This window comes from Micromonospora sp. NBC_00858, assembly GCF_045207365.1.
Lineage (GTDB): Bacteria > Actinomycetota > Actinomycetes > Mycobacteriales > Micromonosporaceae > Micromonospora.
In genome coordinates this window covers 6,438,548-6,464,457 of record NZ_CP108828.1, presented here as the reverse complement: position 1 = coordinate 6,464,457, position 25,910 = coordinate 6,438,548, and the positions used below count along the sequence as shown (strand labels likewise).

Here is a 25,910-nt window from a genome sequence, read left to right as displayed (position 1 = left end):
GGTCACAGCCAGTCGAACCACTCCTTCGGCAGCGACGCGTACCCGACGAAGGCCACCACGTCGAGCAGGGTGTGCGCGATGATCAGCGGCAGCACCCGCCGGGTGCGCAGGTAGAAGAGGCTGAACACGACGCCCATCACCGCGTTGCCGACGAACGCGCCAAAGCCCTGGTAGAGGTGGTACGAGCCGCGCAGCAGCGCGCTGGCCGCGATGATCGCGGCGAGCCGCCACTGGAGCTGGCGCAGCCGGGTGACCAGGTAGCCGACCACGATCACCTCCTCCAGCACGGCGTTCTGCACGGCGGCGAGGATCAGCACCGGGACCGCCCACCAGACGTCGGGCAGCGACGCCGGCACCAGCGTGGCGTTGATGCCGAGCTGGGCCGCCACCCAGAACAGGGCCAGCCCGGGCAGGCCGATCAGCGCGGCCAGGCCGGCGCCGCGGGCCAGGTCCTGGCCGGGCCGCCGGGCGTCCAGGCCGAGGGTCCGCACCGGGTCGCCGGGGTCGCGGGTGAGCAGGTGTACGGCGAGCAGCACCGGCAGCAGCGCGAAGACGATGCCGAGCAGCTGGTACGTCAGGTCCAGCCAGGGTCGGGCCGACGCCGAGGTGTTCAGCGAGGCGGTCTGCTTGGAGAGCGGCCCCTCGGCGGTCAGCTTCGCGATGATCGAGACCACCGCGTAGACCGCTGACTGGCCGAGGGACAGGCCGAGGACCAGCAGCGTCTCGGTCCCCAGAATCCGGCGGGACACCGGGCGGGTCAGCTCAACGGTCACCGCACCACTCTGCCCGACGGGTGGCACCGGCGGCACGGCCGATCGGCCGGCGTGAACCGATCGCACATTCTGTGCGACCGGCGTGCACTCTCCGTGGAGATTCTATGGGTGCCCGATCCGCTGCCGTCTGGAGAAGGAGCGCCCCGGTGGACAACGTCGCGCGGTTGCTGAAGGAGAGCTGGACCCTGGTCGAGGAGCACCGGGACCGGCTGAGTGGCCACTTCTACGCCCGGCTCTTCCTGCTCGACCCCGCTCTGCGGCAGCTCTTCCCGGTGCAGATGACCGGTCAGGGCGACCGCCTGTTGGAAGCGATCATCACGGCGATCCACACCGTCGACGACCCGGAGAGCTTCGACGAGTTCCTCCGGGCGCTGGGCCGCGATCACCGCAAGTACCACGTCGACGAGCGGCACTACACGACGATGGGCCTGGCTCTGCTGGACGCGCTGCGCAGCACCGCCGGTGACGGCTGGAACCTGGAGTACGACCAGGCGTGGCGGGACGCGTACGCGGCGATCGCCGCGAAGATGGTGGCCGGGGCGGCGGACGATGACAACCCGCCGTTCTGGCACGCCGAGGTGCTGACCCACGAGCGGTACGGCCCGGACATCGCCGTGCTGACCTGCCGGGCGTTGCAGCATCCGCTGGCCTGGCGGGCCGGCCAGTACGTCAGCCTGGAGGTGCCGCGCCACCACCCGCGGGTGTGGCGGACGTACTCGGTGGCGAACGCCCCGAACGACGACAACGTGCTGGAGTTCCACGTGCGGGCGCCCGGGGCCGGCTGGGTGTCCGGCGCGCTGGTCCGCCGGGTGCGGCCGGGTGACCTGCTCCGGCTGGCCGCGCCGATGGGGTCGATGACCCTGGACCGATCCTCTGAGAGGGACATCCTCTGCGTGGCCGGTGGGGTCGGGTTGGCGCCGATCAAGGCGCTGGTGGAGGAGTTGGCCACCTACAACCGGACCCGGTGGGTGCACGTCTTCTACGGTGCCCGACAGGCGGCGGACCTGTACGGCTTGGCCGGGTTGCAGCAGTTGGTCGCCGTATACCCGTGGTTGTCCGTCACCGCCGCGTGTAGCGAGGACCCGGACTTCGACGGTGAGCTGGGCGATGTCGCGGACGTGGTGGCCCGGTACGGCCCGTGGACCACGCACGACTGCTACGTCTCCGGCTCGGCCCGGATGGTCCGGTCCACCCTGCGAGTGCTGGCCGCGGACGAGGTGCCGCCGCCGCACATCCGGTACGACACCTTCGGTGACCTCTAGACGTTCCTCCCCCCACACCGGGGCGCGTGCCCCTGCCCCCTGGGGCACGCGCCCCGGTCCCCGCCCTAGTAACGCCAGGGGTGCCCGGTCTCGCGGTACTCCTCCACCGGCACCAGTGGCACCCCGGGCGCCATCCGGTCGACGTAGAGCCGGCCCTCCAGGTGGTCGATCTCGTGCGCGACCAGCCGGGCCATGCCGAACTCGAACGAGGTGATGATCCGGCTGCCGTCCCACTGGGCGTGCTCGACGTCCAGTCGCAGCGGCCGGGGCACCAGACCGCGGTGGTCGAAGTAGGAGAGGCATCCCTCGTACTGCTCGTCGGTGTCCGGGGAGGCGTCGACCACCCGGGGGTTGATCAGCACGACCGGCTCCGCCAACCGGTCGGGTGGCCGGACCACGGCCGCCGCCCGGCCGATGCCGAGCTGCGGGGCGGCGATGCCCACCCCCTTGCTGAACGGGTGCAGCTCGTCGAGGCGGGCCAGGGCCGTGTTGAGCCGGTCGACCACGTCCCGCGCCGCCTGTTCCTCGCCGGGCAGGTCGAACGGGCGGCCGCGCTGGCGGAGCAGGTCGGCGCCGCGCTGCACGATGCCGATCCCGCGCATCCGGTCGCTGGGCCGGACCCGGGCCCCGCCGGGGCCGACGTCCGGGTCGGTATCCGGTCGGGCGCGGAAGCGCCACTGCATCCGGTAGCGGGCGTTCAGCGGCGGGTCGTCGGTGTGCCAGTCGAAGATCGCCCGGTCGCCCTCGTCGTGTCGCTGCGGCGCCGTTCGCAGCGGGCCCTCCTCCGCCGAGAGCGAGGTCTCCACGCCCCAGACCTGCGGGTCGAGCGCCGCCGGCAGGTCCAGGCGTACGGCGAGCTGCCGGGTGGGCAGCCGGACGGCCCGCTGGAACCAGGGGCCCCACTTCTCCTGCCCGACGCTGTACGCGTACTCGATGGTGGCCCGGTCGCCGGGGTAGAGCGGGAACCGCCGCTCACCGTTCTCGAAGAGCAGCCAGATCTCCTTGAACGCGTCCCGGTCGTGCTTGGCCCGCCAGTGCATCGGCTCCGGGTCGCCGCCGCCGTCATCCCGGCGGGCCTGTAGTTGCAGCTCGGCGAAGGTAAGGGGGTGCTCCCGGTGGTGCCGGTTGGAGCGGCCGGGGTCGTTCGGGTAGCGGTCGACGGCGACCCGGACCAGGTAGCGGGTGACCGGCTCGGTGCCGGCGTTGTACAGCTCACGGTGGATGACGCACCGGTAGCCGTCGTCGGTGTAGGCGAGGGTGGCCAGCTCCCGTTCCACGACGAGGCCGGTGCCGGGTGGCAGCCACTGGCCGGGCAGGTGCGGCTCGCGGTGCGGTTGACCGGGGCGTGCGTGCCGTAGCTCGTCGTACTCCCGGAAGCGCTGCCAGATCGCGCCGCTGGCCTCCAGGACGGCCTCGGCGCGGCGGGCGAAATCCTCGGTTGGGCGGTGCCGGCGCCCCTCGACGTGGCTGACATAGGACGGGTCGAACCCCATCAGGACGGCCAACTGCTTCTTTGACAGCCCCCGCCCTGTCCGCTGGCGGGCTAGCTCGGCCGCGAAGGAATCGGCAGCCCGTTCGAGGGGTGAGGTCGTCATCGGCTTCCTCGTGGCCGGGAGTATCAGTTTCACGTTCCGTGCCGAAACGCACACGCATCTGGCACCTTGCCGACACACTCCTTGACAATCCACCGACGGCCATCAATCCTGCGCCAGCGTTTTCCAGGGCAGAAGCCGGGTAGTACGCCGGAGCGTGGGGTCCGCTCCCGCCGGAAGCGGCAGTGACCTGCGGCTTCCGATCCGACCGAGGTGAGGCTTCCCTTAGACCTGCGGCCGTGGTTAGGCTAGCCTTAGCTCAGGACGGCAGGTTCGTCCTCCGGGGTCAGCTCCTCGGTCACGCAGACGGGGGATGACACGGTGACAGCGGTGATGCCGAGGCAGGACGTGGCCGTCCCGCCGCTCGCCCCTGTCACCGCGGCGATGCGCGCCATGTTCGGCACCGACGACCTGCCCGGGCTCGCACGGGGCCTGCTGGTCGACGACGAGTTCGGCTGGGCCCCCGCGACCACCCTGATCGACGGCAGCCGGCTTCCCGAACTGCTGCACGCGGCCACCCTGCGCTGGGGCGGCACCCCGCACGCCTGCGCCGCGCTGGCCTGGAAGTCGTACAGCTACTGGACGGCGCTGCCGGTCGTGCTCGGCTGGGCCTCGGCCCGGCGGGTGCCCCTGCTCGACCCGTCTGACGTGCTGATCCACTTCGAGGACCACCGGCCGCTGCTCACCCTGGGCCTGCGCCGCAGCACCACCGTGGCGGTGCTGCCGAGCGACCCGCTGGCGCTCGCCGGCCGCCCTGAGGTGCGGGTCGTCGCCGGCGAGGCGGAGCTGCTGGCCGCGCTGCGCGCCTCGCTGCTCGACGCCCACCTGGCCCCGCTCATCACGGCGATCCAGGCGGAGGTCCGCGTGGGCACCCGGACGCTGCTCGGCTCGGTCGCCTCCGGCATCGCGCACGGCATCCTGCGGGCCGCGGACGGGCTGCCCGGCTCGACGGTGCAGACCATCGACACCCTGCTCGGCGCACTCGACCTGGCCGACCTGGTCGAGCTGGTGCCAGGGCCGACCGGCGAGCCGAGCGTGCAGCGGCGCACCTGCTGCCTCGCCTTCACCCTGCCCAGCCCGAAGGTCTGCCAGGGCTGCTGCGTACGCCAGGGCTGAGCCTCGCTCAGTCGGTCAACGGCCGGACGTCCCACACCCACACCCCGCCGGTGAAGATCGGCTGCATCCCGGTCAGCTCGGTCATCCCCCGCCGCAGTGCCGCCGCGTGCTCGTGCGGACCGAGAATGGCCACGCCGGCCCGCCAGTAGCGCAGGTCGTCGACCGCCTCCACGCGGCTCTGCGGGGTGATCGGGGGCACCGCACCGGTGCGTTGGATGGTGGCGAAGAAGCTGCTGGTCGGGCGGGGTGGTGCGCCGAACAGCGCGATCCGCGGCGCCTCCGCGCTCGGCCGGGTGTCCGGGCCGAGAAAGTAGCCGCGTGCCAACGGCATGTCCAGTCGGGTCGCCGCGGACCATCGCAGTGGCTCGGCATAGTTCGTGTCCGGCAGCGGCAGGGTCACCACGCTGTGCCCGCCGGCCACGTAGGGCCGCCAGGCCCCACTGGTCACGAAGGTGGGAACCGGGTCGAGGCGGACCACGGGCAGCGGGGTGGGCAGGATCGGCAGCAGGGCCATCGTGAGCACGGTGGCGGTGGCGAAGCGGATCTGCCGCCGGGCGGTCGGTGTCGAGCGGGCCAGCTCGCGGGCGTGCTCGACACCGTAGGCGAGCAGCAGCCCGATGATCGGGGTGATCGCCAACGCCCACCGGGTCGGCACCACCGAGTGCAGGATCGGCAGGTTCTCCAGCACCGCCCAGGGTCCCGGCACACCGGTACCCCGGCCGTCGAAGCGGATCTCCCGGCCTAGCGAGAGCACCGCGAAGAGCAGCCCGAGGGCGGCCAGCGCCAGCACCACGACCGAGCGGCGCAACCACCAGACCAGGGCGACCACCAGCACCAGCAACGGCCAGCCGAAGAAGCTGTTCTCCTCGGTGGGGTTCTTGGCCAGGTTCGCCGCGGTGCGCGAGTTGCCGGCGAGCGATTCCCGGGAGTACGCCGCGAACGAGGCGAGATCGCTGGAGTAGCCGCGGATCAGGCGGGACAGCCCGGCGTAGGCCCCGGGTCCGAAGAACTGCACGTACAGCGGGTACGCCAGCAGCAGCCCGGCGACCCCGGCGGCGACGGCCAGGCCGGCGAGGAAGGGCCTGGCCCGCGATCGAAGATCCGGGCGGCCGAGGGCGAGCGCGCCGACGATCACGCCCAGCCCGATCGCGGTCATCAGCAGGATCTCCAGGTTGAGGAATGCCTGCCAGACGATCACCAGTGCGAGGAGCACGCCGTTGCGCAGCCAGCGGCCCGGCTCACCGAGCCGCAGCGTGCGCCAGATGATCAGCGGGACGACGAACTGCGACACGATGTTCGGGTGGGCATTGGCGTGCGACACCATCGCCGGCGCGAACGCGCAGAAGCCCGCACCCAGCCACGCCGGCCCGCGAGCGCCGATCAGGACCCGGGAGAGCAGGAAGTACCAGGCAGTGGCGGTGGCAATCATTCCGGCGGTCAGAAAAAGCAGGAATGCCGCGCGCGGCCCGAGGAGCAGGGTGATCGGTGCCATTGGCAGCGAAATGGATAATACGGACGTATTAGCCATCAGATTAACGCCGTCTGGAACGTTCATCCGGTCCGAATGGAACGGGTATGCGAAATGCGTGACCACCCGCGCACCGTGCGCCATCATCCATTCGAACTGCGACTGATCAGTGCGGTTGTCGCGCACCGCGCTGCCCGGCTCCAGCCAGAGCCGCCCGGTGACCCAGAAGCCGAGCACCACGAAGCTCAGCACGGCGGCCAGATCCACCCACTTCCCGTTGCGGGTCAAGCGTCCACGACCGCCAGCCCTCTCCACCGGCGACGCGGTGGCCGGGCCGTCTCCGGGCGCGTCCGATTCGGGAGTAGTCATGACAATTCAGAGGGTAGTCAGCGTAACCCGCCGCCGTGACATGTTTCGGGGTACTGCCGTACTATGTGCCGGGTTCGCCGACCGCCGATCACGTGCCCACCCCCGACCGCAATTCGGCCACCCCGCTGCCCCGATTCTTCGCCCGTCCCAGCGGATGATTCACTCTGTCGGTCCAGGCACGGGTCGAGTTCATATCGTGAGGAATCGACGCATGGCAGAAATCACTGGGGATCAGCGCGTCCAGTCCGAGGTTCTGGAGGGCCTGGCAACCGCTGTCAACCACCGCCGCTGGTTCGTCGAACTGGCGGTGCCGTACCTCGGTGACGACCCGATCGAGATCGGTAGCGGTCTCGGTGACTACGCGCTGGAATGGTCAGAGCGGCTGCCCCGGTTCACCGCCACGGAGGCCGATCCGGACCGACTGGTGCAGCTCAAGGAGCGCCTCGCCGACCGGCCTGGCATCGATGTCCGGCAGATGCTGCTGCCGCACGACGACCGGGGCGACTACAGCGCGGCGGTCTCGTACAACGTGCTGGAGCACATCGAGGACCACGTGGGCGCGCTACGCAGCATGCGCGACCTGGTCCGGCCCGGCGGCGCAGTGATCATCATCGTGCCGGCGTTCCAGTTCGCGATGAGCCCGGCCGATATCGCCACCGGCCACGTACGCCGCTACACGAAGAAGACGCTCGGGGCGGCGATGACCGAGGCCGGCCTGACCATCGAGAAGATCCACTACGCCAACGCGCTGGGCCTGCTCGGCTACTTCATGGCCACCAAGGTCTTCCGGCTGATGCCGAAGGAAGGCCCGATGGTGAAGGTGTACGACACCGTCGTACTCCCCGCCACCAAGGCCGCCGAGCAGCGCATCCGCCCTCCATTCGGCCAGTCCGTCTTCGCTGTGGCCCGCGTCCCCGCCTGATCCCCGCTCCTCCACCCCCGTGACCTTGCACTTCCTGCCGCACGTACGCCCTCTTTATCGGGCATGCCGGGGGCAGCAAGTGCAAGATCGCGGGGGAGAGGGTCAGTCCTTGATCTGGTAGGTGGGGCGGATCACCGCTCGGGCGAGGGTGTGGAACGTGAGGTTGAAGCCGACGTAGGCGGGAGTGGCGTCGGGGGTCAGGTCCAGGCGGTCGACGTCCAGGGCGTGCACGGCGAAGACGTACCGGTGCGGGCGGTCACCGGCCGGCGGGGCCGCCCCGCCGTAGCCCTGCGCGCCGTAGTCGTTGCGGACCGAGAACGCCCCACCCAGGTCGGTGCCCGCCGCGCCACCCGCGCCGCGGGGCAGCTGCGTGACGTCGACCGGCACGTTTACCAGCACCCAGTGCCAGAAGCCGCTGCCGGTCGGCGCGTCGGGGTCGTAGCAGGTCACGGTGAAGCTCTTCGTCTCGGCGGGGAAGTCCGACCACGTCAGCTGCGGGGAGACGTTGTCACCGCCGGTGCTGCCGTGTGCGTGCCGAGCGTCCATCGGCTCGCCGTTCTGCACGTCGTCACTGGTCAGGGTGAACGAGGACACCGTCGGCAGCAGCTCGTACGGGTCCGGGGCGATCGGTCGTTCCAGGGTCATGGTGAGCGCGTCCTTCCGGTGTACGGAGATTCCTGCCCCTTCATACCCCGTCGCGGGCCGCCCGACGACCGGAAGTACCCGGTGTCCGAGATCCCACCGTCCGCACTATCGTTGTCACCCTGCAACGTTCCACGGGGGGAATTCTTGGCAAGCATCTGGCGCGATTTCCTGGTCGCCGTCTTCAGCGCACCGCGGAAGCGGGACGAACAGGCGGTCGCCGAGGAGCGCCGGCGCGCGATCGAGCGGCTGGCCGACGAGACGATCCGGGAAAAGCGGCGGGCCACCGACCCGCCGGAGTGACGGCAGCCGAGGGTACGGGCGGCCGGCCCGAGATCCATCCTCGACGCCCACCAGCCAGCCGCGAACCCCAAACGCCGCGAGCGCCGCGCGGCGGACGATGAAGATGAAGCGATGAGGCAGATCTTCGCGCCACGACCGGTGGTGACTGCGGAGACTCACCGGACGACCCTGTTCGAGATCTTCTTCGATCTGGTGTTCGTCTTCGGTCTCATCAGGGTCACCGAGTTCATGAGCGCGCGGCCTGCGCCGATGACCCTGGCGCAGGGATTCCTGGTCCTCCTGCTGCTGTGGATCTCCTGGTTGGTCTACTCCTGGCTGGGAAACCAGGCCCAAATCGATGTCGGGCTGATCCGTGCCGGTACCACCGTCGCCATGGCAGCCGTCTTCCTCGCCGCTCTCGTCATCCCCGACGTCTGGAAATCCGGGCCGGGAACGTTGGAACCGCGGCTGGTCCTGGTGCTGGCCTACGTCGTGGTGAGGGTGATTCATCTGGCCCTCTACTACTGGGCGGCGGCGGACGACAGGCGGCTGCGCAGGACCATTCGCCTCTACGCCCTCTCCACTGCGCTGTCCTGGATACCGCTCGTCATCGGTGCCGTATCCGGCGGAACCGCGCAGACCCTGCTCTGGACAGCAGCGCTCGCCGTCGACCTGGCCGGCGGAGTGGTCGCCTCCATTCTGAGCGGATGGCCGGTACGCAGCCCGGGCCACTTCGTGGAGCGACACAGCCTCGTGGTGATCATCGCGCTCGGCGAATCCCTGATCTCGGTCGGCGCCGGGGTCTGGTCCGTGGACCGGTCCTGCTGGGCGGGCTACTCACTCTCGCCGTCACGGTGTGCCTGTACCGGCTGTACTCCGAGCACGCGGCGACCGCCGGGAGGGCGCTGAGGACAGAGTCCGGCCTGCGGCGGGGCCATCTGGCCGCCAACGCCTACAGCGTTGTTCATTTCCCGCTGATCGCCGGGACCATCTACCTGGCGCTGGGGGTCGAGCAGGTGCTCGCCCGCCTGGCACACGATCAGGCTCACCACACCGCCGAGTTGCGCCTGGACTGGACCCCGGCGGTCGCGCTGTTCGGCGGGACTGCCCTGTACCTCGCGGGCAGGGCAACCTTCCTGAGCCTCAGCGTCCGGTCCGTGACGCCGGGACAACTTCTTGCCCCCGGTGCGGCGGTGCTGCTGATTCCCGCCGGCCGGTTCCTGCCCGGCCTGGCCGCTCTCGGGCTGCTCACCGCGTTCCTCGTCGTCCTTGTCAGCTACGAGGCGGTGTCCAGGCGCAGGCGAGGTTCCGGTGGCCCGAACGAGAGCGCCTGACGGCCGGCGGCGAGCGGCTCGCTGGGCACCAGAAGTGGATCACGGCCGCTACGCTGTGCCGCACCACGACAGGGGGTGGGTCGGTGAGACATCGGCTGCGGCGCGTCGCGATGGTGCTGCTCGGCGCCGTGCTGCTGGGCACGGTCGGCCTGAGCGTCGGCTCCTGGTACGGCGGCCGCGGCGCCGCACCGCTCAGCATCGAGCAGGCTCAGACCATGGTGGCAGAGCTGCACCCCGGAACCGAGTCAACCAGCTCGATGTTCGCAGCCAGCTACCGGGCCGGCATCTTTTTGGCTGAGGACGATTTCGGTTCGACTCACGGGGAGGTCCACTACGACCCCAGCGCCGACTGTGCGCTCTCCGACCAACTGCGGCGCAACGCGGCATCGCTGGGGTGGCAGGACCTGCGTCGCGTGCCGGGCACCCCGTGCGACGGCTTGCGGGCCGAGCGGGACGGGGTGGCGATCACGCTCACCCACCGGGCGACCGGTCCGATGCTGAGGATCGCGCCAGCCGCGCCGGACGGGTTCCTCGCCGCCACGCTCACCGGCACCCTCCTCGGCGCCACCGCCGGTGCGGCGCTGTTCTGGCTGGTGGCGCGGCTACGTCCGCCCGTACCCCGGCTGGTCGGCACCCTGATGACGGTCTCCCTGCTCCCGGGCGTCGCCCTCACCTGGCCGGACCTGTTCACGGACGGTCTCGCCGAGCCGGTGTGGCCCGTCTGGCGGGCCTTCGCTCCCCTGCTGGTGCCGCTGTGGCTCGTGCTCCTGCTGGTGGTAGTGATCGTCTATGCGAGGCGACGGAACCCGTCCGCCCCCGCCGTCGATGCGAGGGCCGCCGCGCCGGAAACCAGCCCGACCGCCAGCAGTGGCGGCTGACCGGCTGCAGGCCGCCCGTCGAGTCGGGCGTTCTTGCTGGTTACGGGAGCGGAGGGTGTGGGATTCGAACCCACGAAGAGGTTGCCCCCTTACCGGTTTTCAAGACCAGCGCCATCGGCCACTAGGCGAACCCTCCCAGGCCGCTACCCGCAGGTGCGCGGCCGTGCCTAGTCTGCCATGGCACCCGACCGGCGGCCCGGCGTCCCTCCCCGGTCGGTCGGATCTGGGCGGTCCGGAAACCGTCCGGCGCGTCCACAGTGGCCTCCACCGCGAGCGGGGTGCGCCTGCGGCCCACTGTGGGATCGGGTAAGACTGAGCCCATGCGAGCCATCACCGTTCCGCAGCCCGGTGGACCCGACGCACTCGTCTGGGCCGAGGTCCCCGATCCCGAGCCCGGCCCGGACGAGGTGATCGTGGACGTACGGGCCAGCGGGGTCAACCGCGCGGACCTGCTACAGCGGCAGGGGCACTACCCGCCGCCGCCGGGTGCGCCCGAATACCTCGGGCTGGAGTGCTCCGGGGTGATCACCGCGACCGGCGCGGAGGTGATCGAGTGGGCCGTCGGTCAGCAGGTCTGCGCGCTGCTGGCCGGCGGCGGGTACGCCGAGAAGGTCGCGGTACCCGCCGGGCAGCTGCTGCCGGTGCCCGCCGGCGTCGACCTGGTCGACGCCGCAGCGCTGCCCGAGGTGGCCTGCACGGTCTGGTCGAACGTGGTCCGGCTGGGCCGGCTCGGCTCGGGTGACACGCTGCTGGTGCAGGGCGGTGGCAGCGGGATCGGCACCTTCGCCATCCAGCTCGGGGCCGCCCTCGGTGCCACGGTCGCGGCCACGGCTCGGGGGGCCAAGCACCCGCAGCTAGTTGAACTGGGCGCGGCGCACACGATCGACTACCGCGACCAGGACTTCGTCGAGGAGGTCCGGCAACTCACCGACGGCCACGGCGCCGACGTCATCCTCGACATCATGGGCGCCTCCTACCTGGGCCGCAACGTCGCCGCGTTGGCCACCGGTGGCCGGCTGGTGGTAATCGGGCTACAGGGTGGCCGCAAGGCGGAACTGGACCTCGGCGCGCTGCTGACCAAGCGGGCCAGCGTCGCGGCGACCTCGCTGCGCATCCGGCCGCTGGCCGAGAAGGCGGAGATCGTCCGGGGCGTACGGGACGAGGTGTGGCCGTTGATCGAGGCTGGCAAGATCCGGCCGGTGGTGGACCGGCGGCTGCCGATGACCGACGCGGCGGACGCACACCGGCTGGTCGAGTCGAGCGACCACTTCGGCAAGGTGCTGCTCACCATCGGGTGACGCCGGTCCTCCGGAGGGGGCGTCCCGGGCGGGGACAGCGTCAGGCGGCTGGTACGCCGGTCCCGGGGGCGGGGACGGCGTCAGGCGGATGTGTCGGCCGCTGCCCCGGGCAGCATCAGACGGGCGCCGGGGCCCTCGCCGGCCAGGGCGTCACCCGGGTTGTAGAGCGCGCAGCGCTGCAGCGACAGGCAGCCGCAGCCGATACAACCGTCCAGGTCGTCGCGGAGCTTGCTGAGCAGCCGGATCTTCTCGTCCAGCCGACCCCGCCAGCTGGCGGAGAGCCGCGCCCAGTCCTGAGGGCTGGGAGTGCGCGCGTTGGGCAGCGAGTCCAGCGCCGCGCGGATCTCGTCCAGCGAGACGCCGACCTGCTGGGAGATCCGGATGAAGGCGACCCGCCGCAGCTCGGCGCGGGCGTACCGCCGCTGGTTGCCACCGGTACGGTCGGCGCGGATCAGACCGAGCCGTTCGTAGTAGCGCAGCGCCGACGGCGCCACGCCGGAGCGAACCGACAGCTCGCCGATCGTCAGGGAGTCCTGCATCACCGGGTCCTTAGTTGAAGTGCACTTCAACTAAGAGGCTATCCGGCTCGCCCGAGGACCGCCGTCAGCGGGTGGACGCGACGGGACGACGGCGGGCGCGTTCCCGGCCGAGGATCCAGATCGCCTCGACGCCGTCCTTCCAGGTGATCTTCTTGCCCTCTTCCCGGCCACGTGCCCGGTAGCTGATCGGCACCTCGTACGGCCGGATCCGGCGGCGCAGCAGCTTGCCGGTCACCTCGGCCTCCATGCCGAAGCCGCGCGAGCGCACCTCGAGCGACCGGTACAGCGCCACCGGCATCAGCTTGAAGCAGGTCTCCAGGTCGCCGATGTACGAGTTGAACAGCACGTTCGCCGCCATCGTGACGCCCTTGTTGCCCATCACGTACCAGAAGCTGTAGGCGCTGTGGCTGCCGAAGGTGCGATTGCCGTAGACCACCGTGGCCCGCCCGTCGAGCACCGGGTCGAGCAGCTTGGGGATGTCCTGCGGGTCGTACTCCAGATCGGCGTCGAGGATGACCATGTAGTCGCCCTCGGCGCTGTCGACCGCCGTCTTGATGGCCGCACCCTTACCGGCGTTGCGCTGGTGGGTGATGACCCGCAGGCGTGCGTCGTCGGCGCGACCGAGGATCTCACCGGTGCCGTCCCGGCTGCCGTCGTCGACCACGACCAGCTCGATCTCGCACGGATAGTCCACCGCCAATGCCTGCTTGAGGGCATCCGCGATGCGTTCTTCCTCGTTGTAGACCGGCATGAGGATCGAGAGCTTCACGGGAATCTCCACGGTGGCGACAACACGTCGGGCCTAGCCTAGCCTGGCTGGTCAGCCCGACGCGTGCCGCCACCGTCGGACGGCCGGCGTGGCGGGTCCAGCGGCATGGTGTTTACTTCCCGCCATGTCGGCTGCCGGCTCTCTGCTCGCGGTGGTGCCAGCCGCCGCGGTGCTCCTGCTCACCGTCGCGACGAGGCCGGGCGGGGTCGGCGCGGTGGCACCGCTACGGCTCGCCGTGCTGCGCGCCGCCCTGCTCACAGGCGCGTACGCGGTGCTCGTCGTCGAGTTGCTCGGCGCGCTGCACGCGCTGACCCGGCCAGCGTTCGTCGCCGCCTGGCTGCTCTTCCTGGCCGCCGCGGCGACGGCAGCCGGACTGCGGCGACGCCGGATGACCCAGCTCGCGCAGCCGCCGGCTGCGGCACCCCGTCAGGTGCCGGTCGGCGCCGGGGTACCCGCCGCCGGTCTGGAGGCACCCGCCCCGGTCACGGAGGGCGGTGAGGCCGGGCGCGGCCCCGCGCCGGTCCGGGTCGATCGGACGCCCGCCGGCCTGCTCGCCACGGCGATCGACGCCTGGCGTACGGCGGGTCGCGGCGAGCGGCTGCTCGCCGGCGCGATCGGCGGGCTGGTGCTGGTGGAGCTGCTGGTCGCACTGCTGGCCGAGCCGAACAACTTCGACTCGCAGACGTACCACCTGCCCAAGGTGGAGCACTGGGTGGCCCAGGGCGACCTGGACTTCTGGCCCACCGCCATCCACCGGCAGGTGACCATCCCGCCCGGGGCCGAGTATCTGCTGCTGCACCTGCGCCTACTCACCGGTGGGGACCAGCTGTACAACCTGGTGCAGTGGGCGGCCGGGGTGGTCTGCCTGCTGGTGGCCGCCCGGATCACCGCGCAGCTCGGCGGCGGCCGACGAGCCCAGTTGATCACCGCGTTCGTGCTGGCCAGCACGCCCATGGTGGTGCTACAGGCGACGAGCACGCAGACCGACCTGGTCTGCGCGGCGTGGGTGGCCTGCGCCGCGACCCTGGTGCTGGACGGGCTGCGCCGGCGCACCGGCTGGGGCACCCTGCTGGGGCTGGGCGCGGCCACCGGGCTGACCGCGGTGACCAAGACCAGCGGCCTGGTCGCGGTCGGCCCGCTGCTGGTGCTCTGGGGGTTGGCCCAGCTGCGACTGGCCCTGACCGACACCGACACACCGACTGATACGACAGCGGCCGACGCGGCACCCGGTGGGGTGCGGCGGGCCCGGCCGGCTGGCGGGGTGGCCCGCACGGTCGGCGCTTCGGTGCTGATCCTGCTGGTCGCGGCCGTGGTGGTCGGTCCGTTCCTGGCCCGGGTGACGGCCGAGTTCGGGCACCCGCTGGGGCCGCCCCGACTGCGTGAGTCGATTCCGATGGAACGGCACGATCCGCCGTCGATCCTGGTCAACGCGCTGCGGATCGGGCACACGGCGTTCGACACGCCGCTGGCACCGCTACGCCACGCCGGCGCCGAGGCGATCATCGGTGGCGCGGAGGCGATCGGGGTCGACCCGCAGGACCGGGCCATCACCTTCGGCCGAGAGCTTTTTCCCGAGCCCGCCTGGTACCCGGACGAGGATCGGGTGGCGTTCCCGATCGCCGGGGCGCTGGCGCTGATCGGCGCGGCGGTCGCGCTCGCCCGGCCGCGCCGGATCAACCCCGGGCAGGCCGGGCCGCTGCGCGGGTATGCGGTGGTGGTGCTGGCCACCGTGCTGCTGCACACCTCGATGATCAAGTGGCAGCCGTGGGGCAACCGGCTGCTCCTCTACGCCCTGGTCCTCGCCGTACCGCTGGCCGGGCTCTGGCTGGACGCGCTCTTCCGCCGCCACTCCGTCGCGGCAGCCGGCATGCCGGGCACCGCGGCCGGCACGGCTGGCGCGGCCCGGGCCGGGATGACTGGCGGTGGGCGGCGGTCGGTGGCCACGTTGGCGGCGGTCACCGTGCTGGCCACCTCGGCGCTGGCCGGGGTGCTGGCGCTGTCGTACGGCTTCCCGCGCCGGCTGGTCGGTGCGGGCTCGGTCTTCACCACCTCGGACTGGGACACCCGGTTCCTGCGTCGCCCCCAGTGGGCCGACGAGTTCCGCTGGGCCGCTGCGTCGGTCCGCGACAGCGGTGCGCACCGGATCGGGCTGGTGCAGCAGAACGACAACTGGGAGTACCCGTGGTGGCTGCTGCTGCGGCAGCCGGACGGACGCTCACCGGAGTTGGTGGCGTTGCAGTCCGTGCTGCCGGAACGACCGCCGGCCGACCCCACCTCGGTGGAGGCGATCGTCTGCACCGGCAGCCAGCCGGCGTGCGCCAAGCTGGTGCCGGCCGGCTGGCGGCTGGAGTTCCGCGGTTACGTCGGCTACGCGCTGCCGCCCGGTCGCTGACCAGACGGACCTACACCGACCGCCCGGCGAGGACAGCACCAGACCGGGCCGACAGCCCTCCGACCGCTCGCCGCACCGCCCGGATCGTCCGATCCGGGCGGTTCTGCATCCGTCGCGTAAGGATCCGAAGGGTATTCACATCCGTTGATCGGCACGTTACCTTCTGGTAACTCAATCGACGTCCGGCGATTGAGCCGAAAGGAGTGCGTCGATGCCTGCAACCCCCGCCAGGCCCGAACGCGCGGCCCGACGACGGGCCCTCACCGTCGCCGTCGCCGTCGCCGCTCTCGTCCTGCCGATGCTCGCCGGCCCGGCCGCCCCCGCGGCCGCCGCCGACCGGCCGACCGTCCAGCCTCTCCCCGCCAACCTCGAGTCCATCCGAGCTGCCGAGGCGACCGCCCTCTACGGCAGCCCGGCGATCCGCCCGATCGAACAACGCCGCACCGCGCAGATCACCATGGGTGACAGCCAGATCTCCGGCGAGGGGGTCGGCAACTACATACCCGGCACCCACCAGGACGGCAACTGGTGCGACCGCTCGTACGACCAGGCGGTGTTCCGCACCGGCATCCAGTCGGACGCGAGGTACAACATTGCCTGCTCCGGTGCCACTCCGTGGAACCTGATCGCGGGCGGCCCCACCCAGCACAACGAGCTGAACCAGGGCGACTACCTGGGGATCAAGGCGCGCAACACGCACGTGAAGCTGATCTGGGTGGTGGTCGGCGCGAACGGCGACGGGACCATCCAGTTCGGCCCGGTCGCCACCGACTGCGCGGTCAGCAGGGTCTTCCTCCAGGGCTCCTGCTACGCCACCTACACCGACCAGTGGACGATCCGCACCGATGGCAGCCGCCGGGCGGTGGCTGACGCCCTCACCGACATCCGGCAGACCATGACCAAGGCCGGCTACCTGCGCTCGGACTACGAGTTGGTGCTCATGTCATATCCCAGCCCGGCCAGCCCGGACGTGGAGGACAACCCGGACTTCCCCGGCTGGTACGCCGGCGGCTGCCTGCTCTACCTGGCCGACGCCGCGTTCGCCCGGAACAAGGCGGTGCCGTTGTTCGAGTCGGCGCTGCGCGCGGCGGCCACCCAGACCGGCACCCGCTACCTGGACGCCAGCCGGCTCTTCCACGGCCACGAGGTGTGCACCGACAACACCTCGGTCCGCGGCCTCCACATCGAGATCGGGGTCTGGAACGAGAACGCCGCCCGGCAGTCGTTCCACCCCAACGCGCGCGGGCACGGCATGTTCGCCCAGTGCATCACCCAGTTCTGGAACTCCGGGCAACAGCAGGCGACCTGCGTCGACCCGGCCAGCACGGGCAGCGGCGTGCTCTACTCCGGCCTGCTGCAGTTCAAGCAGTTGCGCAACCTGGCCACCAACACCTGCATCGATGGCAAGGGCTACGACTCCCGCAACGGCACCGCCCAGCAGTCGTACGGCTGCCACGGCGGGCGCAACCAGGGCTTCTGGTACGACTCGACCAAGCGGTCACTGCACTCGGAGCTCTCCCACGACCGGTGCCTCGACGTCGCCAACGGATCGATGACCGCCGGCACTGCGGTCAACATCTACAACTGCAACGGCAGCGCCGCCCAGCAGTTCGCCTTCGCCGGCAACCAGCTCAAGCCGGCCAGCGCCAGCAACCTCTGCGTGGCGTTCGACAGCCCGTCGTCGGGCACCCCCCGGCTGCGGTTGGCCACCTGCTCCACCAGCACCCGACAGCAGTGGTCGTTCGAGGCCCGGACCGCCGCCAACCCGGTCGGCTACGGTCACGACGATTTCATCGGCTCCCGCGTCTACTGACCAGCCGCTGAACGGAAGGGCCCCTTGTCAAACACCTGGCGCTGACAAGGGGCCCTTCCATCACTTGGCGCGGGGGATGAGGATCAGCCGGGCCACGCCCTTGTCGCCGTCCTTCGCGCCGGCAACGCCGAGCGTCGTGCCGACCTTGACCTCGCTCGGCTGCACCGTGGTGCGCCGCTCGACGACCCGCAGGTCGTCACCGAAGGTCCAGGTCATGGTGAAGCCGTCGGTGGACTTCACGGTCATCGAGTCGCCGTCGATCGCGGTCACCTCGCCGCGCTGCACGGCCACGGTGCGCGTGCCGCCTTCCTTGGTCTGCACCACCGCCTCGCCGTGCAGGGTGTTCTTCCGCAGCAGCACCCGGGCCTGGCGGCGCTTGCGCCACTCCTCGCCGCGCTTCTGCCGCGCCTTCTCCGCCGCACTGGGGGAGGCGCCGGGCGCCGGGGTGGCCGGCGCGGCGACGGTCTGCACGTCCAGGTCGTTGGCGTCGAAGCCCATCGCGGCCAGCGCCTGGCCCTCCACACCCATGGCCGCGGCCACCTCGACGGCCGCCTCCCGGGCGGGTTGGCTGGCCACCTCCGCCGCGCCGCAGCCGCTGACACCGAGCGCGACCACCGCGAGCAACGACGTGGTGGCGACGAATCCCCAACGTGGCATGACTCTCCCTCTCGTCCGTGGAGACCTCAGCCTGCCCTGCGACCACGAGCGGAGCATCAGGCCGATGTTCGGGTCCGGTAAGGATCTCCGGGCAGTCGGACCGTGAAGGCCGCGCCACCCTCCGGCGCGTGGCCCGCGACGATCTCCCCGCCCAGCCGGCGGACCAGCCCGGCGGCCAGCGCCAGCCCCAGACCGCTGCCCACCTTGCGCACCCCTCGGTACCGCTGGTGCAGCGCACCCCGCTCGAACGCCACCGCCAGGTCGTCGTCGGTGAAGCCGGGTCCGCCGTCGCGGACCTCCAGCACGCCGCCGGCGGCCGGGTCCGCGCCGGCCGGCCGGACCGCGAGCACCACCGGCGCTCCCGGGGGTACGACCCGCAGCGCGTTCTCCAACAGCCCGTCCACCACCTGCCGGATCCGCCCCGGATCCGTGTACGCCGGCACCGGCCCGCCCGGCGTCTCCACCCGGAACGGCACCCCCACCGCCGCGCACCGGCCCGACCAGGTCGGCTCGGCGTCGACGGCCAGCCGGGCAAGGTCCACCGGCACCGGTTCCAGCGGGAAGTCGGCGGCCTCCAGCCGGGCCAGCGCCAGCAGATCGCCGATCAACCGGTCCAGGTGCTGAGCCTCGGCCAGCACCGTCCGGCCGGTGTCGGCCGTGCCCTCCGCGCCGATCACCCCGTCGGCCAGCGCCTCGGCGTACCCCCGGATCGCGGTCAACGGGGTCCGCAGCTCGTGCGAGACGGAGAGCAGGAACTCCCGCTGCCGTCCCTCGCTGGTGGCCAGCGCGGCGGCCAACCCGTTCAACCCCTCGGCGAGGTCGGCGACCTCGTCCGGCGACTCGACCGGTACCCGGACGGCGCGGTCCCCGGCGCGCAGCCGAGCGGCGGCGGTGGCCGCGACGCGGATCGGCCGGGCCAACCATCGGGCCAGCAGCAGCCCGGCCACCACGCCAGCGGCGAGCCCGGCCAGCAACGGCAACCAGAGGCTGAGCAGCACCTGCCGCCACAGCCCGGTCGTCGAGGCGCGGGAGAGCACCACCCCGTTGCCGCCGGGCAGTGCCCGGCCCTCGACCAGCGCGCGTCGGCCGTTCACCGGGCGGCGAACCGACACGTTGCGGCCCTGCTCGATCCGCTGCACCACCCGGGGCGGCAGGCCCGGTCGGTCGACCGTCCCCCGCCGGATCAGGTACGCGTCGATGCCCTGGTTACGCAGTTGCTGGATGAGGCGCTCCTCGTCGGCGCCGCGGCCCCGGTCCAGCCGTGTCCGCAGCACCTCGGCGGCGAGCCGGGCCTGCGCGGCGAGCGCCTCCTGATCGCGTCGCTCCGCGCCCCGGATCGCCAGCGGCACCGCGACGATCGCGGTGACCAGCACCGACACCAGCGCCACCGCACAGGTGACCAGGACCGCCCGGGCGGTCAGCGTCCGGCCGAACCGGCTGCGCCGAGGTGCGGCCGGCGGACGAACGTCGACCACCGGCAGCGCCACTGTCGGCGATTCCGGGTGCGCTGCGGGCTGCTGCCGGCCGGCGTGGTCAGGCATCGACCGCGTACCCCACTCCCCGGTGGGTCCGGATCACGCTGGCCGGGCCGAGCTTCGCCCGTACCTGCGCGACGTGCACGTCGACGGTGCGGGTGCCGGCGTGCGCGGCGTACCCCCAGACCCCGGCCAGCAACTCCTCCCGGGTGAAGACCCGGCCGGGCCGGGCCATCAGGTGAGCCAGCAGGTCGAACTCGGTGGAGGTGAGCTGCACCGGGGCACCCGCGGCGGTGACCGTCCGGCGGGCCGGGTCGAGGGTCACCGGGCCGACGACGCGCGGCCGGTCCGCCCCCTCCGGGCCGCCGGCCGAGCGGCGCAGCACCGCGCGCACCCGGGCGACCAACTCCCGCGGACTGAACGGCTTGGTGACGTAGTCGTCGGCGCCCAACTCCAGGCCGACGATCCGGTCCACCTCGTCGTCGCGTGCGGTGAGGAAGATGACCGGAGTCCAGTCGCCGGCCTCGCGCAACCGGCGGCAGACCTCGGTGCCGGGCAGGCCGGGCAGGGCGATGTCCAGGACGCAGGCCACCGGGCGCAGCCGGCGGGCGGCGCTCAGGCCGCCCTCGCCGTCCCGCTCCAGGTGGACGCCGAACCCGTCGCGGGTCAGGTAGAGCCGGACCAGGTCAGCGATGGCCGGCTCGTCCTCCACCACGAGGACGAGCCCGCGGTGCGGCGGTTCGACGGTCACCGGCCCATGATTGCCGACCCGATGGGCTCAGCGCGATCGGTGCGTGTTCGAGTTCGGTAAAGGCGACGCAAGGCCCGTCGCGGGCCTGGGGACCGGCGGGGCGTCAGCGCGCCACGACGGGGCGGAACACACTGGGCCGCGCGGTGGCCGCCGCGTCGCCGATGGTGGCGACGATCCGCTCGCGGGGAGTCCGCAGGCGGGTGCGGAAGGCGTGGTTGAGCAGTGCGTCGAGCTGCCACACCCGCTTCGGGTGGGTGGTATGGATCAGGAACCGCTCCCGGATCCCGTCGATCGCGGTGGCGGCCAACTCGACCGAGCGCAGCCGAGGGTCCGGGCTCCAGGTGACGTTGCTCAGCTCGCGTAGCTCGGTGTTGAGGTGCAGACGCAGCCGGTGCAGCAGCCGGGTCTGCTGGGTCACCACCAGCCGGCGGTGGGTGAGCAGAAGAAGATAGTCGCCGGTGACCGGACGGTCGGGGCGGCTGCAACGGGTGACCAGGATGGTGGCGTCACCGGAGCCGACGCAGCGCCGGAAGACCGGCATATGCCGGCTCAGGGTCTGCACGGCCAGGCCAGCCTCGGCGGCGGCCGGGAGGAACGTTCGGGAGAAGACGTCCATGACCTGCCCAACGACCTCCCCGGTGGAGTGACGTGGGTCACGGCTGATTTTTGGAACTTCCACGTTCCGGGTCGCACCGGCTGTCCGACATCGGGCCTGCCCGGGTACGGCGACCGCCCGGAAGGTGGGACTGCCGGCCTCCGTCAGCGGGTCGGCGGCCGCGTGCTGAGCCGGTGGAGAATCCTGGGCAGCTCTCGGAAAAGCCTCGACCGCGACCAACTCGGCTGGAGCCGGGGCGGCTGCCGGAGATCGAGGTAGTTGCTGTCGATGTTGATCCGCACCCCGCCCCAGGTCTCGTGGTGGTCGCCCTGGTACTGCTTCATCCGCTGGCCGGGCATCCAGTACGACGCCGGCAGGGCGCTGTCCGACACCGTCTGGACGCCGTCCCAGCGGGCAAAGTCGATCATGTCAGGGCGGGCGTGCCCCGGCCGCTGGTAAGCCGCAACCTGATCCGGCAACCCGGCCGAGGCGACATTCGTGTAGAAGCCGGAGTAGAACTTCTGCTCGTGCAGCCGGGTGGTCCACGCGCTCACGAAGGAGTTGACCGCCTCGGTGCAGGCGGCGTTCCCGGCCGGGTAGCGCTCCATGTCGAGCGTGATCGTGCTGCCAAGGGACAGACCGAGGCTGCGGGCGTTGCGGACGGCGTCGTCAGCCGCCTCACGGCCCTGAACCGCAGCCCGCGCCGGATCGATCTTCCGCTGGTACGTCGAGCAGGGTGCCTGCAGGCCGACGTAGAGCGGGAAGATCCGCCAGCCGGCCGCCTGCTGGGTCGCCACCCATCCCGGGGTCAGGTTGGGCTGGGCACAGCCCCGGTTGACGCCGCCGATGTAGATGCCGACCGCTCGGTACGGCGACTGCAGCCACGCCTTCATGGCCGCGTTCGACGGGGCGGCGCAGGTGTCAAAGCCCAGCCCGGTGAAGGTCCCCGGCTGTGGCCCGTCGTAGGCGGCAGCGGCCCGCGCCGGTCGAGCGGTGCCGGTCAGCGCGGCACCCACGGCGAGCACCACGACCGCCAGCACGGCGAGAACACGGTGGGTGCCACGAGGCGGGCCGAACCGAGGAAGGCTGATGGTCACGTGTCTCCCGATCTGATGTGGACGGTCTGCGGGCCGGCGCCAAATCCTGCCCGCTCGGCCGGCCGCCTGTCCAGAGCGGTACCCGGATGAACGGACGCCAGGACGGCCGGCACAGCCTCAGACCGGATCGGATTCCAGCAGCTCCTCCAACCAGCCAGGGACCGCGTCGGCGTACTCCGCGCGGGCCGGGTCGGGAGTGTCCAGGGCGCGCCGCCAGGAGAGCGACCGGCTCACCGCGCCCACGCTCACCGCGAGGCCGGCGGCCTCGACCAGGGTCCGGCGGTCGTACCGGTCGGTCCACGCCTCCAGATAGGCGTCGCGCAACCGGGCCAGCCGGGCGTCGTCGGCCGACAGTTCGGTGGCGTACCGGATGGAGCGCAGCGTCACCAGCAGCGTGCCGAACGGGTGCGCCACCGAGGCGTCGCCCCAGTCGAAGTAGCGGTACCCGGCCGGGCCGGCGAAGACGTTGCCGTCATGCAGGTCGTCGTGCTGCACGGTGGCCGGGATGCCGAAGTCGGCGAGCCGGCGACACCGCTCCGCGTACGCCGGCAGCTCCGCCCGCAGTCGGTCGTACGTCTCCGGGCTGAGCCCGCCCTCGCCGCCGATCCGCAGCGACTCGCGATCGTCGAGCAGCTCGGCGAGCAGCCCGGGCAGGACCTCGGGGCGGTGATCCGGAACGCCGAGCGCGGTCAGCTCGTCGGCCCGCGGCACGGTGGCCAGTTGAAGCGCCGCGTACCCGGGCAGCGCCCGCTCCCAGTGCGTCAGGTCCCGGTCCCGGCCCAGCACGTCGCGCAGCGACTCCCCGCCGTCCGGCAGCAGCGACCAGCCCTGGTCGGGGTCCACCGCGATCGGCGCCAGCACCCGCTCGGGCGCCAGCCGGGCCAGCTCCGCGATCAGGACCGCCTCGTGCGCCGTACCCGGGTTGTTGGCCTTGAACCAGACCGGCCCGCCGTCGGTGGGCACTCGCCAGACCAGCGACCACGGCCGCAGCCGAGGCTCCACCGGCCCGGTCACCCGCCGGTCGGCCCGGCTCAGCTGCCCGTCGACCCAGGACCGTGCCCGCACCTGCCACTGCTCGCCGGACCAGTCGGGCGCGTGCTTGTCGGCTGTCGTCGTCACGGTGCGCACCCTAGGTGGCCCAGCCGCGCCGGGGCGAGACGTTTTCCCGGAAACCTTCCCGGGAGCGGGTGTCAGAGCAGCTCGACGATGGTGGCGTTGGCCATGCCGCCGCCCTCGCACATGGTCTGCAGGCCGTAGCGGATCCCGTTGTCCCGCATGTGCTGGAGCATCGTGGTCATGATCCGGGCGCCGGAGCCACCGAGCGGATGACCGAGGGCGATGGCCCCGCCGCGCGGGTTGAGCCGCTCCGGGTCCGCCTCGGTCTCCGCCAGCCAGGCCAGCGGCACCGGGGCGAACGCCTCGTTCACCTCGTACACCCCGATCTCCTCGATGCCCAGCCCCGCGCGGCGCAGCGCCTTCGCGGTCGCCGGGATCGGCGCGGTGAGCATGGTGACCGGGTCGTCGGCGGCGACCACGGCGGTGTGGATCCGGGCCAGCGGGCGCAGGCCGTGTCGGCTGGCCCACTCGCCGGTGGTGACCGCGAGCGCCGCGGCGCCGTCGGAGATCTGGGACGCGGACCCGGCGGTCACCACCCCGTCGGCACGGAACGGGGTGGCCAGCTCGCCGAGCTTTTCCAGGGAGGTGTCCCGGCGGATGCCCTCGTCGGCGGCGAACTTGCCGCCGTCACCGAGCGGCACCGGCGCCAGCTCCGGGTCGAAGGCGCCAGCGTCCTGCGCGGCGGCCGCCTTCTCGTGGCTGGCCAGCGCGAACTCGTCCAGCTGGGTACGCGAGAAGCGCCACCGGCGGGCGATCAGCTCGGCCCCGACCCCCTGGTTGAACGGCAGCGGCGCGTCGTCGGCGAAGCCCTCCACGCCCCGGTAGCGGTCCCGGAGCTGGTCGCTGAACGGCATGCCGCCCGCCACGCTGGAGCCCATCGGCACCCGGGTCATCGACTCCACCCCGCCAGCGACCACCAGATCGGCCTGGCCGGAGAGGACCGTCGCAGCGGCGAAGTGCAGCGCCTGCTGGCTGGAGCCGCACTGCCGGTCCAGCGTGGTGCCGGGGACCGTCTCGGGCCAGCCGGCGGCGAGCACGCCGTTGCGGGCGATGTTCCACGACTGCTCGCCGACCTGGGAGACACAGCCCCAGAAGACGTCGTCGACCTGCGTCGGGTCGAGGCCGGTGCGCTCGGCGAGGGCGCGCAGCACGTGCGCCGAGAGGTCGACCGGGTGGACACCGGCGAGGCTGCCCTTGCGCCGACCGACCGGGGTGCGTACCGCGCCGACGATGACCGCGTCACTCATGTTTACTCCCCGGTAACCTGGGCTGCCCCGATCCTACGTCGTCCGTGGACCGGCCGTCCCTCCCCGGTCCCGTCCGCCCCATCCGTGCCGACTCGGCGGCCCGGGCCGACGCGGTCCCAGCGGTCGACGCTGGCATGCTGATCGGATGGATGCCGAAGCTCCCCTGATCCGGCAGTGGCGGGTGCCGACGAGCGTGCCGCTGGCGAAACTGGCCGGCGCGGTCGTCCTCGTGGCGCTCGGCCTGCTCTTCGCCGAGGGCGACCCGGTGCAGCTGACGGTGATCGGGCTGGTCGCCGCCGGGCTGGCCGGCTGGGCACTGCGCGACCTGCTGGCGCCTGTCCGACTCGCGGTCGACCCGGCCGGCGTGGTCGTCACCCAGGGCTTCGCCGGCCGTCGCCTGCTGCCCTGGGCCACGGTCGAGCGGATCACCGTGGACCGCCGACCCCGGCTCGGGCTGACCACCGAACATCTGGAGATCGACGCCGGGGAGTCGCTGCACCTGTTCAGCCGGTACGACCTGGGGGCCGCCCCGGACGACGTGGCCGAGGCGCTCCAGGCCGCCCGGCCGACGTGACCGCCCGGCGCGGCGGCTGACCCGAGCGGTCAGCCGGCGAGCAGTTGCGCGGTCCGGAACAGGACCAGACCGAGCAGGATCAGCAGGATGACCGCGCCGCCGCCGGCCTGCACCAAGGTGCGTCGGCCACGCGGTGCGTACGCGAGCACCAGGGCCATCGCCCCACCGACCACCAGGCCACCCAGGTGCCCGGGGATCGAGATGCCCGGCACGGTCAACGTGAACACCAGGTTGATCACCAGGATCGGGATCACCTGGGAGATGTCCCGGCCCATCTTGCGCTCGATGATGATCAGCGCGGCGAAGAGGCCGAAGACGGCGGTGGACGCGCCGGCGGTGGCCGAGTTCTGGGCGCTGAACAGGTAGGCGGCGACGTTACCGCCGAGGCCCGCGATCAGGTAGAGCGCGCCGAAGCGCAGCGGCCCGAGATTGGCCTCCAGCGACCGGCCGAGCACCCACAGAGCCCACATGTTGAGCAGCAGGTGGATCACGCCGTAGTGCAGGAACATCGCGGTGACCAGGCGGTACCACTGGCCATCGGCGACCCCACCGAGCGTGCCGTCGGGGAAGACCGCCAGCCCGAGCACCGAACCCCAGTTGGTCAGCGGCGTGCTGCCGCCCATCAGGCCGCCGAAGCCGGAGCCGCCCACCGCCGCGTCCCCACCCCGGTCGGAGGCGATGGAGAGCAGCATGAGCAGCACGTTCAGCGCGATCAGCGCCTTGGTGACGTAGCCGTGCCGGCCGGCGGCACCGCCACCGAAGGCGGTACGCGCCGGCCGGACGCTGCGACGTCCCTCGTTGACGCACTCCGGGCACTGGTGCCCGACGGACGCCTCCCGCATGCAGTCCGGGCAGATCGGCCGGTCGCAGCGGGTGCACCGGATGTAGGTCTCCCGGCCGGGGTGCCGGTAGCAGACCGGGGCGGTCGGCGGCGACTCGCTCACCGGGC

General features: G+C 72.0%; 25 protein-coding genes and 1 tRNA gene. 11 read left to right on the top strand and 15 right to left on the bottom strand.

Annotated features, from left to right (window positions below; genetic code table 11):
- Positions 1-2: 2 nt before the first annotated feature.
- Positions 3-773 carry a CPBP family intramembrane glutamic endopeptidase gene (locus OG990_RS30280; RefSeq protein WP_406077914.1) on the bottom strand — a complete coding sequence of 257 codons (771 nt, stop codon included), beginning with the start codon at positions 771-773 and terminating at the stop codon, positions 3-5.
- 146 nt (positions 774-919) lie between these two features.
- Here OG990_RS30280 and OG990_RS30275 point away from each other — a divergent pair, with 146 nt between their 5' ends.
- Positions 920-2,035 carry a globin domain-containing protein gene (locus OG990_RS30275; protein WP_406077913.1) on the top strand — a complete coding sequence of 372 codons (1,116 nt, stop codon included), beginning with the start codon at positions 920-922 and terminating at the stop codon, positions 2,033-2,035.
- A 65-nt stretch (positions 2,036-2,100) separates the two neighbouring features.
- On the opposite strand, the gene OG990_RS30270 is transcribed toward OG990_RS30275, so the two are convergent.
- Positions 2,101-3,630, bottom strand: a complete 1,530-nt coding sequence (locus OG990_RS30270; protein WP_386986459.1) for a peptide deformylase — start codon at positions 3,628-3,630, stop codon at positions 2,101-2,103.
- A 330-nt stretch (positions 3,631-3,960) separates the two neighbouring features.
- Between OG990_RS30270 and OG990_RS30265 the strand changes: the two genes are divergently transcribed.
- Positions 3,961-4,743, top strand: coding sequence for a hypothetical protein (locus tag OG990_RS30265; RefSeq protein WP_406081946.1), 783 nt, complete (start codon positions 3,961-3,963; stop codon positions 4,741-4,743).
- 7 nt (positions 4,744-4,750) lie between these two features.
- Here OG990_RS30265 and OG990_RS30260 read toward each other — a convergent pair whose 3' ends face one another.
- Positions 4,751-6,580 carry a hypothetical protein gene (locus OG990_RS30260; RefSeq protein WP_406077912.1) on the bottom strand — a complete coding sequence of 610 codons (1,830 nt, stop codon included), beginning with the start codon at positions 6,578-6,580 and terminating at the stop codon, positions 4,751-4,753.
- 211 nt (positions 6,581-6,791) lie between these two features.
- Here OG990_RS30260 and OG990_RS30255 point away from each other — a divergent pair, with 211 nt between their 5' ends.
- Entirely contained in the window at positions 6,792-7,502 is a 711-nt protein-coding gene (locus OG990_RS30255) for a class I SAM-dependent methyltransferase (protein ID WP_386986454.1), read from the top strand.
- A 102-nt stretch (positions 7,503-7,604) separates the two neighbouring features.
- On the opposite strand, the gene OG990_RS30250 is transcribed toward OG990_RS30255, so the two are convergent.
- Complete coding sequence (locus OG990_RS30250; protein ID WP_406077911.1) at positions 7,605-8,147, bottom strand: YbhB/YbcL family Raf kinase inhibitor-like protein; 543 nt, start codon at positions 8,145-8,147, stop codon at positions 7,605-7,607.
- 144 nt (positions 8,148-8,291) lie between these two features.
- On the opposite strand from OG990_RS30250, the gene OG990_RS30245 reads away from it, so the two are divergent.
- From OG990_RS30245 to OG990_RS30230, 4 genes are all read left to right on the top strand, one after another.
- Positions 8,292-8,447 (top strand): hypothetical protein, encoded by a 156-nt coding sequence (locus OG990_RS30245; RefSeq protein WP_406077910.1) that lies wholly within the window; start codon positions 8,292-8,294, stop codon positions 8,445-8,447.
- 111 nt (positions 8,448-8,558) lie between these two features.
- Entirely contained in the window at positions 8,559-9,335 is a 777-nt protein-coding gene (locus tag OG990_RS30240) for a low temperature requirement protein A (RefSeq protein ID WP_406077909.1), read from the top strand.
- Positions 9,281-9,760: a low temperature requirement protein A gene (locus OG990_RS30235; protein ID WP_406077908.1), complete on the top strand. Its 480-nt coding sequence runs from the start codon at positions 9,281-9,283 to the stop codon at positions 9,758-9,760. Before OG990_RS30240 ends, OG990_RS30235 begins: the two co-directional genes overlap by 55 nt.
- 83 nt (positions 9,761-9,843) lie before the next feature.
- Positions 9,844-10,638 (top strand): hypothetical protein, encoded by a 795-nt coding sequence (locus OG990_RS30230; RefSeq protein WP_406077907.1) that lies wholly within the window; start codon positions 9,844-9,846, stop codon positions 10,636-10,638.
- Between the two features lie 49 nt (positions 10,639-10,687).
- Here the strand turns inward: OG990_RS30230 and OG990_RS30225 are convergent.
- A tRNA-Ser gene (locus OG990_RS30225) sits at positions 10,688-10,774 on the bottom strand.
- A 184-nt stretch (positions 10,775-10,958) separates the two neighbouring features.
- Between OG990_RS30225 and OG990_RS30220 the strand changes: the two genes are divergently transcribed.
- Positions 10,959-11,936: an NAD(P)H-quinone oxidoreductase gene (locus OG990_RS30220; protein WP_406077906.1), complete on the top strand. Its 978-nt coding sequence runs from the start codon at positions 10,959-10,961 to the stop codon at positions 11,934-11,936.
- A gap of 80 nt (positions 11,937-12,016) precedes the next feature.
- On the opposite strand, the gene soxR is transcribed toward OG990_RS30220, so the two are convergent.
- Positions 12,017-12,475, bottom strand: coding sequence for a redox-sensitive transcriptional activator SoxR (gene soxR / locus OG990_RS30215; protein WP_328421775.1), 459 nt, complete (start codon positions 12,473-12,475; stop codon positions 12,017-12,019).
- Between the two features lie 64 nt (positions 12,476-12,539).
- Entirely contained in the window at positions 12,540-13,244 is a 705-nt protein-coding gene (locus tag OG990_RS30210; RefSeq protein ID WP_355613772.1) for a glycosyltransferase family 2 protein, read from the bottom strand.
- Between the two features lie 124 nt (positions 13,245-13,368).
- Between OG990_RS30210 and OG990_RS30205 the strand changes: the two genes are divergently transcribed.
- Together OG990_RS30205 and OG990_RS30200 are read left to right on the top strand one after the other, a co-directional pair.
- Complete coding sequence (locus tag OG990_RS30205; RefSeq protein ID WP_406077905.1) at positions 13,369-15,636, top strand: glycosyltransferase family 39 protein; 2,268 nt, start codon at positions 13,369-13,371, stop codon at positions 15,634-15,636.
- Positions 15,637-15,847: 211 nt separating this feature from the next.
- Positions 15,848-17,449 carry a ricin-type beta-trefoil lectin domain protein gene (locus OG990_RS30200; RefSeq protein ID WP_406077903.1) on the top strand — a complete coding sequence of 534 codons (1,602 nt, stop codon included), beginning with the start codon at positions 15,848-15,850 and terminating at the stop codon, positions 17,447-17,449.
- A gap of 60 nt (positions 17,450-17,509) precedes the next feature.
- Here the strand turns inward: OG990_RS30200 and OG990_RS30195 are convergent, their stop codons facing one another.
- The 7 genes from OG990_RS30195 to OG990_RS30165 form a co-directional block, all read right to left on the bottom strand.
- Positions 17,510-18,106 carry a hypothetical protein gene (locus tag OG990_RS30195; RefSeq protein ID WP_406077902.1) on the bottom strand — a complete coding sequence of 199 codons (597 nt, stop codon included), beginning with the start codon at positions 18,104-18,106 and terminating at the stop codon, positions 17,510-17,512.
- A gap of 56 nt (positions 18,107-18,162) precedes the next feature.
- Complete coding sequence (locus OG990_RS30190; RefSeq protein WP_406077901.1) at positions 18,163-19,647, bottom strand: histidine kinase dimerization/phospho-acceptor domain-containing protein; 1,485 nt, start codon at positions 19,645-19,647, stop codon at positions 18,163-18,165.
- On the bottom strand, positions 19,640-20,332 hold the full coding sequence (locus OG990_RS30185; protein ID WP_328421787.1) for a response regulator transcription factor: 693 nt from the start codon (positions 20,330-20,332) through the stop codon (positions 19,640-19,642). Before OG990_RS30185 ends, OG990_RS30190 begins: the two co-directional genes overlap by 8 nt.
- A 103-nt stretch (positions 20,333-20,435) precedes the next feature.
- The gene (locus OG990_RS30180) at positions 20,436-20,948 is read right to left on the bottom strand and encodes a hypothetical protein (RefSeq protein ID WP_406077900.1); all 513 of its coding nucleotides are present in this window, start codon (positions 20,946-20,948) and stop codon (positions 20,436-20,438) included.
- Positions 20,949-21,091: 143 nt separating this feature from the next.
- Positions 21,092-22,024: a DUF1906 domain-containing protein gene (locus tag OG990_RS30175; RefSeq protein ID WP_406077899.1), complete on the bottom strand. Its 933-nt coding sequence runs from the start codon at positions 22,022-22,024 to the stop codon at positions 21,092-21,094.
- 117 nt (positions 22,025-22,141) lie between these two features.
- Positions 22,142-23,143 carry an aminoglycoside phosphotransferase family protein gene (locus OG990_RS30170; RefSeq protein WP_406077898.1) on the bottom strand — a complete coding sequence of 334 codons (1,002 nt, stop codon included), beginning with the start codon at positions 23,141-23,143 and terminating at the stop codon, positions 22,142-22,144.
- A gap of 71 nt (positions 23,144-23,214) precedes the next feature.
- Positions 23,215-24,387 carry an acetyl-CoA C-acyltransferase gene (locus tag OG990_RS30165; RefSeq protein WP_328421793.1) on the bottom strand — a complete coding sequence of 391 codons (1,173 nt, stop codon included), beginning with the start codon at positions 24,385-24,387 and terminating at the stop codon, positions 23,215-23,217.
- Positions 24,388-24,532: 145 nt separating this feature from the next.
- On the opposite strand from OG990_RS30165, the gene OG990_RS30160 reads away from it, so the two are divergent.
- The gene (locus OG990_RS30160) at positions 24,533-24,961 is read left to right on the top strand and encodes a PH domain-containing protein (RefSeq protein WP_328421795.1); all 429 of its coding nucleotides are present in this window, start codon (positions 24,533-24,535) and stop codon (positions 24,959-24,961) included.
- A 29-nt stretch (positions 24,962-24,990) separates the two neighbouring features.
- On the opposite strand, the gene OG990_RS30155 is transcribed toward OG990_RS30160, so the two are convergent.
- Positions 24,991-25,905 (bottom strand): rhomboid family intramembrane serine protease, encoded by a 915-nt coding sequence (locus tag OG990_RS30155; protein ID WP_355613788.1) that lies wholly within the window; start codon positions 25,903-25,905, stop codon positions 24,991-24,993.
- Positions 25,906-25,910: the final 5 nt, after the last annotated feature.

Bases quoted from the DNA above. Each gene is read 5' to 3' on its own strand.
- OG990_RS30240 (WP_406077909.1), top strand. From the start codon at position 8,559: ATGAGGCAGATCTTCGCGCCACGACCGGTGGTGACTGCGGAGACTCAC.
- OG990_RS30200 (WP_406077903.1), top strand. From the start codon at position 15,848: ATGCCTGCAACCCCCGCCAGGCCCGAACGCGCGGCCCGACGACGGGCC.
- OG990_RS30255 (WP_386986454.1), top strand. From the start codon at position 6,792: ATGGCAGAAATCACTGGGGATCAGCGCGTCCAGTCCGAGGTTCTGGAG.
- OG990_RS30220 (WP_406077906.1), top strand. From the start codon at position 10,959: ATGCGAGCCATCACCGTTCCGCAGCCCGGTGGACCCGACGCACTCGTC.
- OG990_RS30160 (WP_328421795.1), top strand. From the start codon at position 24,533: ATGGATGCCGAAGCTCCCCTGATCCGGCAGTGGCGGGTGCCGACGAGC.
- OG990_RS30250 (WP_406077911.1), bottom strand. From the start codon at position 8,147: ATGACCCTGGAACGACCGATCGCCCCGGACCCGTACGAGCTGCTGCCG.
- OG990_RS30180 (WP_406077900.1), bottom strand. From the start codon at position 20,948: ATGGACGTCTTCTCCCGAACGTTCCTCCCGGCCGCCGCCGAGGCTGGC.
- OG990_RS30195 (WP_406077902.1), bottom strand. From the start codon at position 18,106: ATGCCACGTTGGGGATTCGTCGCCACCACGTCGTTGCTCGCGGTGGTC.
- OG990_RS30165 (WP_328421793.1), bottom strand. From the start codon at position 24,387: ATGAGTGACGCGGTCATCGTCGGCGCGGTACGCACCCCGGTCGGTCGG.
- OG990_RS30265 (WP_406081946.1), top strand. From the start codon at position 3,961: ATGCCGAGGCAGGACGTGGCCGTCCCGCCGCTCGCCCCTGTCACCGCG.
- soxR (WP_328421775.1), bottom strand. From the start codon at position 12,475: ATGCAGGACTCCCTGACGATCGGCGAGCTGTCGGTTCGCTCCGGCGTG.
- OG990_RS30260 (WP_406077912.1), bottom strand. From the start codon at position 6,580: ATGACTACTCCCGAATCGGACGCGCCCGGAGACGGCCCGGCCACCGCG.
- OG990_RS30270 (WP_386986459.1), bottom strand. From the start codon at position 3,630: ATGACGACCTCACCCCTCGAACGGGCTGCCGATTCCTTCGCGGCCGAG.
- OG990_RS30205 (WP_406077905.1), top strand. From the start codon at position 13,369: ATGTCGGCTGCCGGCTCTCTGCTCGCGGTGGTGCCAGCCGCCGCGGTG.
- OG990_RS30190 (WP_406077901.1), bottom strand. From the start codon at position 19,647: ATGCCTGACCACGCCGGCCGGCAGCAGCCCGCAGCGCACCCGGAATCG.